Genomic DNA, 14,856 nt, shown 5'->3' with positions numbered 1-14,856 from the left:
GTAGCATTCGTCCCCCTTGCTCACCTTCGTACACTGACCCCTCAGCCACCCGCGCCGGAGACCACGATGCAGCAGGCTCAAAACGACGGTGTGGTCAGCGCCATGTCACAGGCCCCTGATGCACGGCTGGCCGCCCAGGACCTGGCGCGGCAGCTGCTGCACCCGCACCTGGGTTTCGTACTGTTCTTCTGTTCCGCCGAATACGACTTGCAAGCCTTGGGCGAAGCGTTGGAGCAGGGCTTTGGCGGTATCCGCCTGGTCGGTTGCACCAGCGCTGGCGAAATCACCCCGCTGGGCTACGGCCGCAATTGCGTCACGGCGTTGGGCTTTGATCACCGGCATTTTTCCATCGCCACCGAGCTCATCGATGAGATGGAGCACTTCAGCCTGATCGACGCGCAGCAGATGGTCGAGCGCCTGGTCGGCACCTGCCGCAGTAACACCCTGGCGCCGATCAAGGGCCACAGCTTTGCCCTGACCCTGCTCGACGGCCTGTCCAGCCGCGAGGAGATGGTGCTCGCCGCGCTCAGCGCGGCACTGGGTGACATCCCGCATTTTGGCGGTTCGGCCGGTGACGACAATTACCTGACCCGTACCCATGTGTATTTCGGTGGCACGTTCCACAACGGTGCCGCAGTGGTGGTGCTGGTCAACACCTGGCTCGATTTCGAAGTGTTCACCACGCACCACATCCTGCCACGCCAGGAAAAACTGGTGGTAACCGGCGCCGACAGCGCCCAGCGTCGGGTCTTCGAGCTGAATGCCGAGCCTGCTGCCGAGGAGTACGCCCGGCACATCGGCGTGCCGGTGGCTGCGCTCGATTACCGGGTATTCGCCGCCCATCCGCTGGCCGTGCGCATTCATGACCAGTACTACGTGCGGGCGATCCAGCAAGTGCATCCGGACCTGAGCCTGAGTTTCTACTGCGCAGTGGAAAATGGCATCGTGCTCACCGCCATGGCCCCGGGCCCGCTGTTGCCGAACCTGCACCAGCTGTTCGACGGTTTGCACCAGCGCCTTGGCCCGCCGTTGCTGACCATCGGTTGTGATTGCTTTCTGCGGCGTCTGGAGCTGGAAGCCCATCACGGCCTGGAGCCGGTGGGTGCGTTCTTGCGCGAGCAGCGGGTGATCGGCTTCAACACCTACGGAGAACAGTTCAATGGCATGCATATCAACCAGACCTTCACCGGGGTCGCCATTGCCCGCAACCGGCCTCCTGTCGGGCGCTGAACTGCAGGCCGAGCTCAGCCGGCTGCAGCACGAAAACCACAAGTTGCAGCGGATCAACGGCGCGTTGATTGAACGCATCGAGTCGGGGGTAACGCGGGGCAACGACCCCTATGCGGCGTTCCAGCATTCGGTGGTGCTGGCCGAGCAGGTGCGTGAACGCACCGATGCCCTGAACCAGGCCATGGCTGAGCTCAAGGCCGTCAACCGGCTGCTAAGCGAAGCCCGACAGCGGGCCGAGACCGCCCACCAACACCAGATTCGCCTGATTACCGACAATGTCCCGGCGCTGATCGCTTACCTGAATGCCGATCTGGTCTACGAATTCACCAACAAGGTTTATGAAGAATGGTATTGCTGGCCGCACGGCGTGATGCTGGGCCAGAGCCTGCGCGAGGCCCACAGCGAGCAGCATTACCAGCGCCTGGAAGCCTATGTGGCGCGGGCGTTGGCAGGGGAGAGTGTCACCTTCGAATTTGCCGAAACCAACATCAATGGCCAGGAGCGCTACATGCTGCGCTCCTACGTACCGAACCGCCTGGCCAATGGCGACGTGGTGGGCATCTTCGTATTGATCCGCGACATCACCGAGCGCCGCAATACCGCCCAGGCGCTGCACCAGGCCTATCAACACCTGGAGCAACGGGTGCGCGAACGCACCGCTGAACTGACCAGCCTCAACGACCAGTTGCTGCGTGAGATAGAGGAGCGCAGCCAGGCCGAGTCGCGCCTGCGCGAGGCCAAGCGCGAGGCCGAACAGGCCAACCTGTCGAAAACCAAATTCCTCGCTGCGGTCAGCCACGACCTGCTGCAACCGCTGAACGCGGCGCGGCTGTTCACCAGCGCGCTGCTCGAGCGCCGCGAGCCGAAAGACAATGCCCACCTCATTCGAAATGTCAGCAACTCGCTGGAGGATGTAGAGAACCTGCTAGGCACCCTGGTGGATATATCCAAGCTCGATGCCGGGGTGATCAAGGCCGATGTCGCCCCGTTCGCCCTCAGCGAACTGATGGACAACCTGGCTGCCGAATACGCCGAAGTGGCGCGCAGCGAAGGGCTTGAACTGCATTTTGTGGGCTGTTCGGCGGTGGTGCGCAGTGACATCCAGCTGCTGGCGCGGATCCTGCGCAACCTGCTCAGCAATGCCATCCGCTACACCCACAGCGGGCGCGTTGTGTTGGGTTGTCGGCGCCAGCGTGGCGGCCTGCGGATCGAAGTGTGGGACAGCGGTATCGGCATTGCCGAAGAGCACCTGGAAGACATGTTCCAGGAATTCAAGCGCGGTGATGTCCAGCGCCCGGACCAGGACCGCGGGTTGGGTTTGGGCCTGGCGATCGTGGAAAAGATCGCCGGCATCCTCGGCCACCGGATCCGGGTGCGTTCATGGCTCGGCAAAGGCTCGGTGTTCGCCGTCGAAGTGCCGCTGAGCGCCACCGCGCCCAAGGCCCAGCCAAGCCCGGTGAGCTGCGAGCCGATGCTCGAACGCTTGCGTGGGGCGCGGGTGTGGGTGCTGGATAACGATGCGGCGATCTGCGCCGGCATGCGCACCCTGCTGGAGGGCTGGGGCTGCCAGGTGGTCACGGCGCTGTCGGAGGAAGACCTGGCGCGCCAGGTGGACAATTACCACGCCGAGGCCGACCTGCTGATTGCCGACTATCACCTGGACAACGACTGCAATGGTGTCGACGCCGTGGCGCGGATCAATGCCCGCCGCGCCCAGCCGCTGCCAGCGCTGATGATCACCGCCAACTACAGCAACGACCTCAAGCAGCAGATCCGCGAGCTGGGCCATACCCTGATGCACAAACCGGTGCGGCCGATGAAGCTCAAGACTGCGATGAGCCACTTGTTGGCCAGCAGCATGACATAGCCGCTGGCCTCTTCGCGGGCTTCTGTGGGAGCGGGTTCACCCGCGAATAGGCCCGAACAGGTCAGCGCCGCAAGTAATCAGCAAAATCGATATCGCCGGCACTCAGGATCGCCTGCACCCGATTATGCACGTTCAACTTACGCAAGATCGCCGACACGTGCGCCTTCACTGTGGTTTCGGCGATATCCAGCGTATAGGCGATCTGCTTGTTCGATTCGCCCTTGGTCATGCGCTCAAGCACCAGCAGCTGCTTGCGGGTCAGCGCCTGGAGCATTTCCGGCGGGAAGCTTGGGGTATCGTTGTGGCGCCGGCTGGTGCTGCTTTTTTGCGCACGGATGATGTCGGGTGGCAGGTAGACATTGCCATTGAGGATCTGCTCGATCGCTTCGATCATCTGTGAGCGTGGCGAGGACTTGGTGATGAAGCCCACGGCACCGTAGGTGATGGCCTGCAACACGATCTGCTTTTCCTGCTCGGCCGAAACGATCACTACCGGCGTGGTCGGCGCCTCGTTGCGCAGGGTGATCAGGCCATTGAGGCCGTGCATGCCGGGCATGTTCAGGTCGAGCAGGATCAGGTCGAGGTCGTCGTGCGCCTGGGTCAATGCCAGGGCGCTGTCCAGGTCGGCAGTCTCCATGACCTCGCTGCCTTGAAAGCCATCGCTGATGACGTTGTGGATGGCTTCGCGAAACAGGGGGTGATCGTCGGCAATCAGAATTTTGTACATGGCCTTTTCACCTTGTTTTTATTGGATGGGCACGCGTTCGCAGGCAAGTGTTTCAGGGGAAGGGCACGGGTTGCGCCGGCTGCAGCGGCAGGTTGGCTTGCTGCCAGGCGTCCAGGCCATCGCGGTACCAGTACAGGTTGTTATAGCCCAGGGCCTTGGCGCGTTTTACCGCGTTCCAGCTTAACCAGCAATCGGAGCGGCAGTAGAAGACCAGCGGTTGCTCTGACTGCCCGGCGGTGGCTTTTTGCAGGTTACGTATGAAGTAGTCCTGAAAGGCCGGGCTCAGTTCGCCGTCGCCGGTGTTGGCCAGCCACAGGCTGCCGGGAAGGTTGCTGTGCGGTTCGTCTTCGATGAAGCGGCCTTGCAGCCATTGCCGGCGATAGACGTCAACCAGCACCGGCCTGGGAGTCTGCCCCAGCAGGCGTTGCAGCGTGGCGGTGTCGATGACCTGGCCACCTTCGACCTGTTGCGGGGTCGGGCTGCGATAGAGGGTGGTGCGATAGCCTTCGGCGGAGAACAGCGGCGTGGTGTCGGCGCAGGCGACGCCCAGCGAAAGGCTCAGCGAAAGGGCAGCCAACAAAGGGCGCAGGGCACGTGGCATGGTTTTATCCTTTTTGTTATAGGCCCATTACATGCCAGTGGCGGTGCGTTGTGAATGCGACGATTAGACAGCAAAGGCAGTACTAAAGTAGTAGAAGCCCGGGCGCTGAAAGGAATGTAGCTAGCCCAATCGCGACACAAGGCCGCTCCCACAAGAACAGCGCACTCACAGGCCTGGTTAATCAGCGGGGCTTGCGCAGCGCCGCATGCTGGGGGTTGAAGGTGAGTATCGCCAGCAGGGTAAACAACGCGGTCAACCCCAGGCACACCGCCAGCGCCAACAGGTTCAACCGCTCATACAGCGCAAACCGCACCAGTTCCACGGCATGGGTGAACGGGTTCACAGCACACAGCCAGTACAACCACTGGCTGGCCTCGCGCATCTTCCACAGCGGGTACAACGCCGAAGACAGGAAAAACAGCGGAAAAATCACGAAATTCATCACCCCGGCAAAATTCTCCAGTTGGCGGATCGCGTTCGACAGCAACAGACCCAGGGCGCTGAGCATGAACGCCACCAGCAGCATTGCCGGCAGCGCCAGCAGCAAGCCCGCAGCCGGTGGCTGCACGCCGTAGAGCCAGGCGATGGCGAGGAAGGCATAGACTTGCAGCAGGGAAATCAACGACGTCGCCAACAGCTTGCTGCCCAGCAGGAAAGGCCGCGGCAATGGGCTGGTCAAGAGCACGCGCATGCTGCCCATCTCGCGGTCATAGACCATCGACAGCGAGCCCTGCATGCCGTTGAACAGCAGAATCATGCAGGCCAGCCCCGGAATGATATACACCTCGTAAGGGATATAGGTGTCGTAGGGCTCGATGATGGCAATGCCCAGCGCCGCGCGAAACCCTGCGGCGAACACCAGCAACCACAGCAACGGGCGCACCAGGGCACTGAGCAGGCGCGTGCGCTGCAACACGAAGCGCAGCCATTCGCGCAGCATGATGCCGTTGAAACATTGCCAGTAAGCGTTCATCGGGCGTCGGCTCCTGAGTGGGCGTTGGTCAGCCTGGCAAAGGCGTTGTCGAGGTCGCCGCCGTGCTCCAGGCTCAGCGCATCGGCGGTGCCACTGGCCACCAGGCGACCCTGATGCAGAATCAGCAAGTCATCGCTGGGCTGCACTTCGTCCAGCAGGTGGGTGGTCCACAGCACACTGAGCTGCTGCTCGCGGCACAGCCCGCGCAGGTGCTGGTTGAGCGCCAGTCGGCTGGCGGGGTCAAGGCCGACGCTGGCTTCGTCGAGCAGCAGCAGGCGCGGTTCATGCAGCAGCGCGCGGGCAATTTCCACCCGGCGCCGATGGCCGATGTTCAGCTCGCGTACACGATCGCGCCTGCGTTCGCCAAGGCCCTGGCGGGCCAGTTCGGCTTCCACCCGCAGGTCGCTCTGGCGCCGCGACAGGCCATGCAGCGCGGCGTGGTAGCGCAGGTTCTGTTCAACGCTCAGGTCCAGGTCCAGGGTGCTTTGCTGAAACACCACGCCCAACTGGCGCAACGCCGGGCGTGCAGCGTTGCGCAGAGAGCAGCCGCTTACGCGGATGTCGCCGTGCTGCAGGTCGTAAAGGCGGGTAAGCAGGGCGATCAAGGTCGACTTGCCGGCGCCATTGGGGCCCAGCAGCGCGGCGAAGCGCCCGGGCGCCAGGCTGAAACCCACCTGCTTGAGGGCTTCGCGCTGGCCGTAGGCGAAGCTCACATCACTGACGTCGAGGGCATTCATGGTGTTACCACCACGCCCCAGGGGTAGCGCCCCACCTTCACCGACTTGAGCACTTTGAGGGACTTCGCGTCGATCACCGAAACGTCGCCGCTGACCCCGTTGGTGGCCAGCAACTGGCTCTGGTCCGGGGTGAACGCCAGCTGCCAGACCCGCCGCCCGACCAGCAGGTAGTCGAGCACATCCAAGGTCTTGGCATCGATAACCGCCACATGGTTGGCCGGGCCCAGCGCGACGAAAGCGTACTTGCCGTCGGCGCTGAGCTTGATGCCCACCGGCTGGACTTTGTCCGGGTGCACGCCCTTGATCTGGAAATTCAGGGTTTTCAATACCTGGCGCGTGGTCACGTCGAGGATGGTCACCGTGCCACCGATTTCCGCCGAGGCCCACAGCCGTGAACCGTCCTTGTCGAACTCGACGAAACGCGGCCGCTGGTCGACCAGGGTGCTGTCGGCCAGGGTCTGGGTGCTGGTGTCGATCCAGTGCAGCATGTTGGTGGTTTCACTGGTGTTGACGGCCCACTTGCCGTCGGGGCTCACCGCCATGCCTTCGGGCTCGATACCGACGTCGATCTGCCCGAGCACCTTGTCGGTGACGGTGTCGATCACCGTCACCAGCGCATCGTCCTCGTTGGACACGTACAGCCAGCGGTCGTTGGGGTGCAGGGCGAACTGCTCGGGGTCCTTGCCAGAGGGCAGCTCCTTGATGATCTTGCGGGTGGCCACGTCCATCACCTGCACCCGGTCCGAATCGCTGGCGCAGATGTACAGCAGCTTGTTGTCGTGTGACAGCAGCAAGCCGCGCGGGCGCTGGCCCACCGGCAAGGTTTCGGTGACTTCCAGCGTTTGCATGTCGATCAGGCTGAGGCTGTTGTCCTTTTCGTTGGAGACCCAGGCAGTGGCGGCCATGGCGTGCCCGCAGGCCAGCGCCAGGGCGCCCGACAGCAGGCTGGGGTAAAGCAGGGCCCGGTGGAAGAGGGGGCGGCGCATGGCGAATTCCTTATTGTTGTGGTTATCGGATCAGGGGTAGCTGCAGGTCACTTCGGGCTTGTCGTAGCCCAGGCTGTCCATTTCGTTGAAAGGGTGCAGGAAGCCCTCCTGCGGCGAAGTGCTGACCAGGGCGCGCGGCTGCACCAGCGGGATTGGCTGGCGCAGTTCGCCATTCCACGGGCGGTAGCTGAGCTTGCGGCCCTTGAAACCATCCAGTGGCAGCTGTTCGCTGAGCAGCAGTTGTTGTAGCGCGCGGGGTTCGGCCTGGCGCAGCTTGCTGGCTGCGCTGGCAATGCTGCGCACGGCCATCCAGGCGGCAAAGTCGCGGTCATTCATCCAGCGCCCGGCCTGGGCCTCGAAGCGTTTTTGCAGCTGCGCTGCGCCAAAGGTTTCCACGGTCTTGTGCCAGCCGGTGGGGGTCAGGCCCTGGGTGCCGGCCACGGGGCGGGGGTACCAGGTCTGGTAGGGCAGGTACTCGCCAAAGTCGCCGCGCTCGTCGGCCACCAGCACCACGTCGTATTCGGCGGTTTGGGTGAACAGCGGCATGTCGGCCTGGGCGCTGCGGCGCTGGTCGTTGTCGAAGGTCCAGGTCTTCTCCGCTACCAATTGCACGCCAAAGCGCTTCACCGAACGGCGCAGGGCGGCGGCGTAGGCCTGGTCGTCTTCGGTCTGGCCAACCACCAGCAGCGCCCGCTGCCACTTGCGCAGCACCAGGAATTGCACCAGCGCATCGGCCAGCATGGCCCGCCCCGGCAGGCTGTGCAGCACATTGCCCAGGCACTGGCTGCTGCGCAGGCTGTCGTCGGGGCTGCCGGCGTTGAACAGCAGGCTGTCGGGCAGGGCGGCAGACAAAGCGCGCAGGCTGGCGGCCGGGGCATTCACCACAAACAGCCGCAGGCCTTGGTCGTGCTGTGCCTTTGCCGCCTGCAGCAGCGCCTCGGGGCTGTCGACCGTGGCGTTGCTCAGCTGGAACTGCTGCTTCAAGAAGCGCCCGGTGCTGTTACTGTCGACAATCGCCAGCTCGGCACCTTGCCGCCCGGCGTCGGCAGGCTCAGAAATGACATTGGACAGCAGCGGGCCGGGGTCGGGCCGATAGCCCAGGTAGCCGATGCGCACTTGCAGTGGTGCTGCGGGTTGGCCCTGAGCGGCGGGCGCCAGGGGCGCAGACAGCGTCGCGGCCAGGGCCAACAGGCAGGTCAGGGCAAGGTGGGCAGGCTGGCGCATAACACACTCCACGGCAGATGGCGCCAGCATAGGAAGCCCGCCGAGAGGAGGAAATATGCAGAAAGTAGCGCTAGCCCGGTACCAAGGTAGTAATTCGGCGCGGGTGCTGCGGCTTTAGGATGGGGAGCACGATGGGCCACGACGCCCCGAGGAGAATCGCCTGTGCGCCTTGTCAACCTGTCGGCCCTGTGGCGGATCAACCTGTGGGTCACGTTCTGTTTCGCTTTGGTGGCGCTAGCCTGTGCCGGCGTGTTGTTGCACCAGGCGATAGCTGATGTAGAGCGTGAGTTGCAGTCTGCCGAAGCGGTGGTGGCGTATCTCGGTGACACTGCCGAACGCGACCCGGCAAGCCTGCAACCCCGGCTGACCCAGAGCCTGCGCCATGTGCGGGTGCACTGGCTGGCGCCGGGTGAAGCGCCGCGGTTACCGCCGCAGACCGGGCTGGATGCCTGGCTGGGCCACCAGCTGTTTGGCGAGCGCCCCAGCAGCAGTCGGCTGCTGGAGCTGAATGACGGGCGCCGGGTGTTGATTGCGGTCGATCCGCGGGATGAGATCGACGAAGTCTGGGACTCTCTGCAGCAACTGCTTGGCCTGTGTGGCCTGGCCTTGCTGTTGAGCTTGCTGACCATTCGCTGGGCGGTACGGCGGGCCATGGGCTTGCTGGATGAGCTGCTGTGCGCCTTGCGCCAGGTTTCGGGCGGGCAGTTGACTGCGCGCTTGCGCGAGGCGGGCCTGCCGGAGGCGCGCCAGCTGGCGGCTTACTTCAACCATATGACCGCGACGCTGGAGCAGGCCAGGGGCGACAATGCGCAGCTGACCCAGGCACTGCTGGCGGCACAGGAGCATGAGCGTACCCAGCTGGCGCAGGCGCTGCACGACGACCTGGGGCAATACCTGGCAGGTATTCGTGCCCAGCTCTGTCTGTTGCGTATGGTGGCCGAGCAACCTGCGGTGGTGACACAGACGGCGCACGACCTCGAACTCAATTGCGAGCGCCTCCAGCACGGTTTTCGCGCCTTGGTGCACAACCTGTATCCGGTGGCGCTGCACTACATGCCGCTGGCCGAGGCGTTCGGCCTGCTGGTGAGCCAGTGGCAGGCCAGCCAGGGCATCGAGTGCCGGCTGCGGGTTGGCGAGCACTTGCCGGCGCTGCCCGGGGCCAGCAGAACGCACCTATACCGCTTGCTGCAAGAGGCACTGACCAACGTCGCCCGGCATGCCGGCGCAAGCCAGGTGCGGGTGCGCCTGCAGCGCAGTGCCAAGGGTTTGCGCCTGTTCATTCGCGACAATGGCCGCGGTGCGCACCCGCCCCATCGCCCAGGGGTAGGCCTGCACTCGATGGCCGAGCGTGCGCGCAGCCTTGGGGGGGAGTTGCGCATCTTGAGCCGCCCGGGTGGCGGCTGGGCGCTGGCCCTGAACATTCCCAAGGAGGTGTGATGAATATCGTATTGGTCGATGACCATGCTGTGGTCCGCCAGGGCTATGCCAGCCTGCTGCGCACGGTATTGCCGGCGATGCAGGTGCGTGAGGCCGCCAGTGGTGAAGAGGCCTTGGCCCGGGTACAGGAGCAAGTACCGAACCTGGTGATCATGGACTTTGGCCTGCCGGGTATCAGCGGCCTGGAAACCACCCGCCGCCTGCGCCAGCGCCTGCCTCAGCTACGGGTGCTGTTTTTCAGCATGCACGACGAGCTGCCGCTGGTGCGCCAGGCGCTGGAGGCGGGGGCCTCGGGCTACCTGACCAAGAACTCGGCGCCCGAGGTGTTGATCGAGGCCGTGCAGCGCGTGTTGGCCGGGCACGCCTACATCGAACAACCCTTGGCTACCCAGTTGGCGTGCACGTCACAGCAAAGCACCAGTGACCCGCGCTTGCAGCGCATGACCCAGCGTGAACTGGAGATTTTCACCATGCTGGCCAAAGGTACGCCGATGCGGGTGATTGCCGAGCAGCTGTGCATCAGCGCCAAGACTGTGTCCAATCATCTGACCTTGCTCAAGAGCAAGTTGCAGGTCAGTTCGCATGCCGAGCTGGTGCACCTGGGCATCAACCTGGGGGTGGTGAAGGTGGCGGGGCGAGGTTTGTCAGCGGCCCCTGCTAACTGAACTCATTTGTCCCATGTATCCGGGCACCCCTTGCACCCCTCCATGTTGGCCTCCTGGAAATTCCCGTAATGCTGCCGCGCCCCGCGCAAATCGGCACGCGCAAGGTTGCTCTGGCTAAACTTGGCCTCTTGCAGGTTGGCATCGCTCAGGTTGGCCCCTTGCAAATCAGCCTTGCTCAGCCACGCCATCTCCAGGTCCGCCGCCTGCAAGTTGGCCTGCTGCAGCTTCGCCCCGGACAGCCTGGCGAACTGCAAGCAGGCTGCACTGAGGTCGGCCTTTGCAAACTGTGCCCCTTGGGCGAACAAGCCCCAGCCCTGAATGGCCACCAGCTTGCTGTTGCTCAGGTCAGCCACACGCAGGTTGCTCTGTTGCAGGCTGGCACGGGTCAGGTTGGCGCCCTGCAGGCGGGCTTTTTCCAGGTTGGCCAGGTCCAGCCGGGCATGGCGCAGGTCGGCATCACGCAGGTCGGCGCCGGCCAGGTTCATCTTGCGCAGGTCCTGGTTGGCCAGCTTGGCACCGCGCAGGTTGGCCCCCGGGCACTGGCTGGCTTCGGCAATGACGCAGCCGTTGATGGTCAAGGGGGCATCGTTGCCATCGTCGTCGGCACTCACGGCCAAGGCAGGGGACAGTACCAACAGCAAGGCAAATGGCAGGTAGTTCATGGTGAAAGGCTCTCAGTTGGAACAGGGCATTTGCGGGGTCGCGCGGCCCATCGCCGGCAAGCCAGCTCCTACAGGGACTGCACAGCCCTTGAGATCTGCACCGTAGTGTGGGAGCTGGCTTGCCGGCGATGGGCTGCAAAGCAGCCCCAGTAACGCTTTACCTCAGGCAGTCAACGCTGCGCAGTCTTGTTGTCCCAGCTCGGGATCTTGAACACCCAGAACGAGCCGCCCTGAGCCACCGGCTTGGTCAGCTCGGCCATGTCGCCGCCCCACAGCGGCACGGCGCCGCCGTAGCCCACGGTCACGCCGATGTACTGCTCGCCGTCCTGCTCCCAGGTGATAGGCGGCGAGACGATGCCGCTGCCGGTCTGGAACTTCCAAAGCTCCTTGCCCGTCTTGGCGTCGAAGGCCTTGAAGAAGCCGTCGCCAGTGCCGGTGAACACCAGGTTGCCCTTGGTTGCCAGTACGCCTGCCCAAAGCGGCAGGTGCTCCTTGTGCTCCCACACCAGCTTGCCGGTGGTCGGGTCCATGGCGCGCAAGGTGCCGACATGGTCGTCGTACATGCGCTTGATCCGGAAGCCCATGCCCAGGTACGCCGAACCCTTCTTGTAGTTCATTTCCTCGGTCCAGTATTCCTCTTTCCACTGGTTGCCCGGGATGTAGAACAGACCGGTGTCCTGGCTGTAGGCCATCGGGTTCCAGTTCTTGCCACCCAGGAACGGCGGCGAGACTTCCACCGGCTTGCCCTTGGTTTCACCCGGCAGCGGCTTGGCCGGGCGTTGGCCGGGGTTTTCAACCGGGCGCCCGGTCTTCAGGTCGATATGGCTGGCCCAGGTGATGTTGTCGACGAAGGGGAAGGCGTTCTGCAGCTTGCCGTTGTTGCGGTCCACCACGTAGAAGAAGCCGTTGCGGTCGGCGTGCCCGGTGGCCTTGACCACCTTGCCGTCCTTGTCCTTGTAGTCGAACAGTACCAGCTCGTTGTTGCCGGAGAAGTCCCAAGCATCGTTGGGGGTGTGCTGGTAGAACCACTTGACCTCGCCGGTGCTGGGGTCGACACCGACCTGGCCCGAGGTGTAGAGGCTGTCGTAGTCGTGGGGGTTGCCATCTTTGGAGGTGCGCGCCCAGGTGTTCCAGGGGCCAGGGTTGCCAGCGCCGACGATGATGGTGTTGGTCTCGGCATCGAAGCTGGCGCTCTGCCAAGGGGCGCCGCCGCCGTGGCTCCAGGCTTCCACCTTGCCGGTTTCGGTGGTTGGGTCGTCTGGCCAGGATGGCGCCTTGACGTCGCCGGTGGGGGTGCTGTCCTTGCCGTTCAGGCGGCCCATGTGGCCTTCGACGAAGGGCCGCATCCATACCTCTTCGCCAGTGTCCGGGTCACGGGCGAACAGCTGGCCGACAACGCCGAATTCATCGCCCGAGCTGCCATGGATCAGCAGCACCTTGCCGCTGGTCTTGTCCTTGATCAGCACCGGGGCGCCGGTCATGGTGTAGCCGGCGCTGTGGTCGCCGAACTTCTTGTTCCACACGACTTTGCCAGTGTGCTTGTCGAGGGCGATGAGCCGCGCGTCCAGGGTGCCGAAGTAGATCTTGTCGCCGAAGATGGCCGCCCCACGGTTGACCACGTCGCAGCACGGGCGAATGTTGTCGGGCAGGCGGTGATTGTAGGTCCACAGGCGCTTGCCGGTCTTGGCATCGAGGGCAAAAACCCGCGAGTACGAGCCGGTGACGTAGACCACGCCGTCGCTGACGATGGCCTGGGATTCCTGGCCGCGCTGCTTCTCGTCGCCGAAGGAGTACGACCAGGCCGGAGTCAGCTTGAAAACGTTCTGGTCATTGACCTGGGCCAGCGGGCTCCAGCGCTGGGCATTGGTGCCCATGCCGTACTGCAGCACGTCCTTGGTGGTCAGGTGGTCGTTGGCGATGTCTTCCCAGGTGACGCTCTTGCCGGCAGGTGCAGAAGGTGCAGTGGCCGCTGTTGCCACATTGCCCAGGGCCAGGCCACCGGCCAGTAGCAGGACGCGCACGCTCAGGGCCAGAGGGGAAAGGGCGGGTAGCGATCTTATTGTCATGGTTGCAGTTCCCAGTGGAGGTTTTGGCCTGCACAGGGTGGGGCGGGGGAGCTGTCGCGGGATACGGAAAAAGTCCCGCCCTTGCCGGGAATAGTTCCCGAACGGCACCTCAATTGGCCCTTCGCCACAAGCCCTACTACCAAGGGAGTAAGGCCCGGCCACCAAAGCAGCATTCGAGCGCCCGCAGGCTGTTTCTAAGATGGCGGCACGGCCTCTCTGGTTGAGGCTTTGCGTGCAATGGTGAGGGCATAACAATGACAACAAAACGCAATGTGTTGCTTGCTGCAGGGCTGCTGGCTGCAGCGGTGCTGACCGGTACGGCCTGGGCCCATGGCAACGTAGTGCCCCAGGCGGTGGAGACCAAGGGCCTGACCCCGATCAAGGACGCCGGTGTAAGCCTGGACGGCGACGGCTGGGCGGCAGTAAACCCTTACCGCAGCTCGCCCGAGCACGACAAGGCCGTGGAGATCGGCGCCTCGGCCTACAACCAGAATTGCGCTGCCTGCCATGGCCTGGAGGCCAAGTCCGGCGGTATTGCCCCCGACCTGCGCATGCTCGATGCCGGTGACGCCGGGGATGAATGGTTTGTCGAACGGGTACGCCATGGCGCGGTCCGCGATGGCCGTGTGTACATGCCGAAGATGGCCGACTACCTCAGCCAGGAAGCCCTGTGGGCGGTGCGCACCTACCTGGACAGCGTGCACGTCGAGGAGTGACGGCCATGCGTCTGTTTGCCGTGTGGCTTTGTAGCCTGCTGCTGTGGTGCGCGACGGCCCAGGCGCAGGTGCGCAACTACGACGCGATCATCGCCGCTGGCGAACTGAAGGTGGCGGTGTACAAGGATTTCGCGCCCTACAGTTTCGAGGACCACGGCAAGCCCCGGGGTGTCGATGTGGAGCTGGCGCAGGCGTTGGCGACCGCCTTGGGGGTGCGCTTGCAACTGATCTGGGCGCCGGCCGGGGAAAAGCTTGACGATGACCTGCGCGATTACATCTGGCGCGGCAGCCCGCTGCGCCACCAGCAGTTGGCCGACCTGATGATGAGGGTGCCCTACGACCACGCCTACGCGCAAAAACGCAACGAACTGGGCGAGCTGGAAAACGCGCAGGTGGTGATGTTCGGCCCTTATCAGCAAGAGCGCTGGCAAGTGGCCTACGACCAGCGTCGTCTGAAGTCGGTGGCCAGTGTGGCGGTGTTCCAGCAGCATCCGATCGGGGTCGAGGTGGACAGCGTGCCTTCGTTCTACCTCACTTCGGTGTTCAACGGCATGCTCAGTGCCAAAACCCGTCATTACCCCGGTGTACAGCAGGCGTTTGAAGCAATGAAGGCCGGCCAGGTGGACGCGGTGATGGCGATGCGTGGCGAAGTTGACTGGCAGCTGCACCAGGCCGCCGACCCGCAACTGGCCCTGGCGGAAAACGCCTACCCCAACCTGGGCAAGCAGGCCTGGGAAATCGGCATGGCTGTCCATGAAAGCAACCGTCAGCTGGCCTATGCCGTGGAAGAAGCCCTTGAGGCGATGATCCGCGATGGCCGGCTCAAGGCGATGTATGCAGCTTACGGCCTGCGCTACGAGGTTCCGGAGATGTATCAATAGCGGGGCACACACCTTCCCTGTGGGAGCGGGCATGCCCGCTCCCACAGGGCCTCGCTGAATCAGTGGCTTATGTGTTGTTCAATC

At 63.9% G+C, this 14,856-nt stretch carries 14 protein-coding genes; 6 read left to right on the top strand and 8 right to left on the bottom strand.

Going from position 1 to position 14,856, the window contains the following annotated elements:
• The first annotated feature begins 66 nt into the window (after positions 1 to 66).
• Positions 67 to 1,230, top strand: coding sequence for a nitric oxide-sensing protein NosP (gene nosP / locus MRBLPB4O_RS16350; protein WP_341795903.1), 1,164 nt, complete (start codon positions 67 to 69; stop codon positions 1,228 to 1,230).
• On the top strand, positions 1,199 to 3,097 hold the full coding sequence (locus MRBLPB4O_RS16345; RefSeq protein WP_341795902.1) for a NahK/ErcS family hybrid sensor histidine kinase/response regulator: 1,899 nt from the start codon (positions 1,199 to 1,201) through the stop codon (positions 3,095 to 3,097). Before nosP ends, MRBLPB4O_RS16345 begins: the two co-directional genes overlap by 32 nt.
• Positions 3,098 to 3,158: 61 nt before the next feature.
• Here MRBLPB4O_RS16345 and MRBLPB4O_RS16340 read toward each other — a convergent pair whose 3' ends face one another.
• The 6 genes from MRBLPB4O_RS16340 to MRBLPB4O_RS16315 form a co-directional block, all read right to left on the bottom strand.
• Complete coding sequence (locus MRBLPB4O_RS16340) at positions 3,159 to 3,824, bottom strand: response regulator transcription factor (protein WP_016500232.1); 666 nt, start codon at positions 3,822 to 3,824, stop codon at positions 3,159 to 3,161.
• Between the two features lie 52 nt (positions 3,825 to 3,876).
• Complete coding sequence (locus tag MRBLPB4O_RS16335; RefSeq protein WP_341795901.1) at positions 3,877 to 4,425, bottom strand: PQQ-dependent catabolism-associated CXXCW motif protein; 549 nt, start codon at positions 4,423 to 4,425, stop codon at positions 3,877 to 3,879.
• A 181-nt stretch (positions 4,426 to 4,606) separates the two neighbouring features.
• Entirely contained in the window at positions 4,607 to 5,398 is a 792-nt protein-coding gene (locus MRBLPB4O_RS16330) for an ABC transporter permease (RefSeq protein ID WP_016500230.1), read from the bottom strand.
• Positions 5,395 to 6,135: an ABC transporter ATP-binding protein gene (locus MRBLPB4O_RS16325; RefSeq protein ID WP_063425821.1), complete on the bottom strand. Its 741-nt coding sequence runs from the start codon at positions 6,133 to 6,135 to the stop codon at positions 5,395 to 5,397. Before MRBLPB4O_RS16325 ends, MRBLPB4O_RS16330 begins: the two co-directional genes overlap by 4 nt.
• The gene (locus MRBLPB4O_RS16320; protein WP_341795900.1) at positions 6,132 to 7,121 is read right to left on the bottom strand and encodes a YVTN family beta-propeller repeat protein; all 990 of its coding nucleotides are present in this window, start codon (positions 7,119 to 7,121) and stop codon (positions 6,132 to 6,134) included. Before MRBLPB4O_RS16320 ends, MRBLPB4O_RS16325 begins: the two co-directional genes overlap by 4 nt.
• Before the next feature lie 30 nt (positions 7,122 to 7,151).
• Entirely contained in the window at positions 7,152 to 8,345 is a 1,194-nt protein-coding gene (locus tag MRBLPB4O_RS16315; RefSeq protein ID WP_341795899.1) for an ABC transporter substrate-binding protein, read from the bottom strand.
• Positions 8,346 to 8,507: 162 nt separating this feature from the next.
• On the opposite strand from MRBLPB4O_RS16315, the gene MRBLPB4O_RS16310 reads away from it, so the two are divergent.
• Positions 8,508 to 9,782: a HAMP domain-containing sensor histidine kinase gene (locus tag MRBLPB4O_RS16310; RefSeq protein ID WP_341795898.1), complete on the top strand. Its 1,275-nt coding sequence runs from the start codon at positions 8,508 to 8,510 to the stop codon at positions 9,780 to 9,782.
• Positions 9,782 to 10,447, top strand: coding sequence for a response regulator transcription factor (locus MRBLPB4O_RS16305; protein WP_341795897.1), 666 nt, complete (start codon positions 9,782 to 9,784; stop codon positions 10,445 to 10,447). The genes MRBLPB4O_RS16310 and MRBLPB4O_RS16305 overlap by 1 nt, the downstream gene beginning before the upstream one ends.
• A 2-nt stretch (positions 10,448 to 10,449) precedes the next feature.
• On the opposite strand, the gene MRBLPB4O_RS16300 is transcribed toward MRBLPB4O_RS16305, so the two are convergent.
• Positions 10,450 to 11,109 (bottom strand): pentapeptide repeat-containing protein, encoded by a 660-nt coding sequence (locus MRBLPB4O_RS16300; RefSeq protein ID WP_341795896.1) that lies wholly within the window; start codon positions 11,107 to 11,109, stop codon positions 10,450 to 10,452.
• Positions 11,110 to 11,279: 170 nt separating this feature from the next.
• On the bottom strand, positions 11,280 to 13,175 hold the full coding sequence (exaA, locus tag MRBLPB4O_RS16295; protein WP_341795895.1) for a quinoprotein ethanol dehydrogenase: 1,896 nt from the start codon (positions 13,173 to 13,175) through the stop codon (positions 11,280 to 11,282).
• A gap of 254 nt (positions 13,176 to 13,429) precedes the next feature.
• Between exaA and pedF the strand changes: the two genes are divergently transcribed.
• Both pedF and MRBLPB4O_RS16285 read left to right on the top strand, forming a co-directional pair.
• On the top strand, positions 13,430 to 13,891 hold the full coding sequence (gene pedF, locus MRBLPB4O_RS16290) for a cytochrome c-550 PedF (RefSeq protein ID WP_016486183.1): 462 nt from the start codon (positions 13,430 to 13,432) through the stop codon (positions 13,889 to 13,891).
• A 5-nt stretch (positions 13,892 to 13,896) separates the two neighbouring features.
• Complete coding sequence (locus tag MRBLPB4O_RS16285; RefSeq protein WP_341795894.1) at positions 13,897 to 14,772, top strand: transporter substrate-binding domain-containing protein; 876 nt, start codon at positions 13,897 to 13,899, stop codon at positions 14,770 to 14,772.
• Positions 14,773 to 14,856: the final 84 nt, after the last annotated feature.

This window comes from Pseudomonas sp. LPB4.O, from assembly GCF_038383825.1.
Classification (GTDB): Bacteria; Pseudomonadota; Gammaproteobacteria; order Pseudomonadales; family Pseudomonadaceae; genus Aquipseudomonas; species Aquipseudomonas putida.
This window is presented reverse-complemented; position numbering and strand designations above follow the sequence as displayed.